This is a genomic window from Candidatus Brocadiaceae bacterium (assembly GCA_012728835.1).
In the GTDB taxonomy this organism is placed as follows: domain Bacteria; phylum Planctomycetota; class Brocadiia; order SM23-32; family SM23-32; genus JAAYEJ01.
The window spans coordinates 1-1803 of record JAAYEJ010000076.1 but is presented as its reverse complement, the minus strand read 5'-3'; the positions used below and the strand labels follow the sequence as shown (position 1 = coordinate 1803).

At 68.6% G+C, this 1803-nt stretch carries 2 protein-coding genes; both read left to right on the top strand.

The features are described from left to right. On the top strand, window positions 1-211 hold a 211-nt coding region (locus GXY85_12390; protein NLW51621.1), incomplete at its 5' end, for a hypothetical protein. 78 nt (window positions 212-289) lie between these two features. Continuing rightward, window positions 290-1564 carry a DUF4038 domain-containing protein gene (locus GXY85_12385; GenBank protein NLW51620.1) on the top strand — a complete coding sequence of 425 codons (1275 nt, stop codon included), beginning with the start codon at window positions 290-292 and terminating at the stop codon, window positions 1562-1564. The last annotated feature ends 239 nt before the right edge of the window (window positions 1565-1803 follow it).

Sequence of the window (1803 nt, the reverse complement as noted above, 5' to 3'; positions counted from 1 at the left end):
GCACATCGCCTCCTGCTTCGAGGCGGTCGGGACCGACTCGCCGCTGGTCGGCGTTTCGCCGGCGGACGTGCACAACCGCGATCCGCGCGAGCTTCCGCTCGTGACGGACGGGGCGACGCCGGTCGGCGAGGGCGAACAGCGCTGGCTGGACGGCCTCTACCTGGACGTTCCGGAGGAATGGGACGACCCCTACCGATTCTTCCGCTGGTAGACGCTTCCGGAGGCATTGCCCGGCGGGGGACCTTCGGCTCCCCCGCTTTCGTTGCAGGACGCGAGAGGAGCAGCCGCCATGGGCAAGAAGGTGAGGCAGGTTCCAGCGGTGCCGGACGCCCTGCCGGCGGTCGGTGCACCGGCACTGGCGCAGGAAGTCGCGTTCCCCGTCGCCGTGAGCGAGAACGGGCGGTACTTCGTCGACGGCAACGGCACGCCGGTCTTCTGGATCGGCACCACGCAGTGGCAGCTCTTCCGGGAGTACACGCCGGAGGAGGCTCGCACGATCCTGGAGCGCACGGCCGCGCACGGCTTCCGCTTCGTGCAGGTCATGCTGCTCGGCGTCGGCGACGGCACGCAGCCGAACGTCAGCGGACAGAAGCCCTGGCTGAACGACGACCCTCTGACGCCGAACGAGGAGTACTTCCGAGACGTCGACACCGTGGTGCGGATGGCCGGAGAGTGCAATCTCGCAATCTCCATGACGATCTACCACCAACGATATCGAGAGCGCCTCACGCCGGAGAATGCGCGCGCCTGGGCGCACCGGCTGGCCACGCGCTACAGGGACGTCCCGCAGATCGTCTGGTCCATGACGCCGCGCGCGGAGGACGAGTACATCCCCGTTCTGCGCGAACTGGCCGTCGGCCTGCACGAGGGTGACGGCGGCAACCACCTCATCACCTTCAAGCCCGATCCCTCGCCCTACTCGTCGAGCTTCATCCACGACGAGGACTGGCTGGACTTCAACTCGATGCAGACGTGGGCGGACGTGCAGTTGATCTGCCCGATGGTGACGCACGACTACAACCTGAGGCCGGTCAAACCCGTCCTGATGGCCGAGGGCGCCTATGAGGCCGGGTCGGAGTACGGCTTCGAGGTCAGCCCGCTCTGGGTTCGCCGACAGGCGTATTACTCGTACCTTGCGGGCGCGCATCACACGTACGGGCACAACGACAGTTGGCGCGTTCTGCCGACGTGGCGGGAGGCCCTGGACGCCCCGGGCGCCGTGCAGATGGGCATTCTGAAACGCTTCTTCATGGCCCGGCCCGAGTGGTGGCTCATGGTGCCCGATCAGTCGATCCTGGCTTCGGGAGGCCGCACCGACGGCAGACTGCTCCACCTGGCCGCCCGCCATCGGGACGGCCGTTGGGCGGTCGTCTACCTGTCCGAACCGACTTCGTTCTCGGTCAACCTGGACAGGCTTGCAGGCTCCGCCGTCTCCGCAGTCTGGGTCAATCCAGAGACCGGCGACGCGTCCCCGGCCGGCAGCCTGCGCGCGTCCGGCACACAGCCGTTCTCAAGTCCCGACCACTGGGCGGATGCGCTGCTCGTACTGGACGGCGAGGCCTGATCCAACGCGGACGCGCAGGATGGCATCCCTCCAGGCCACACACACGCAAGCCGGCGCGTCGCGTAGCGCCGGCCTCCGGCCGGCTGTGGGCCGGGCGTCTCGCCCGCCCGTCGTTCTTCAATGAACGTTCACACCGGGCTGCCGGCGAGACGCCGGCGCGTCGCGTAGCGCCGGCCTCCGGCCGGCTGTGGGGCGGGCGTCTCGCCCGCCCGCCGTTCTTCAATGAACGTTCACACCAG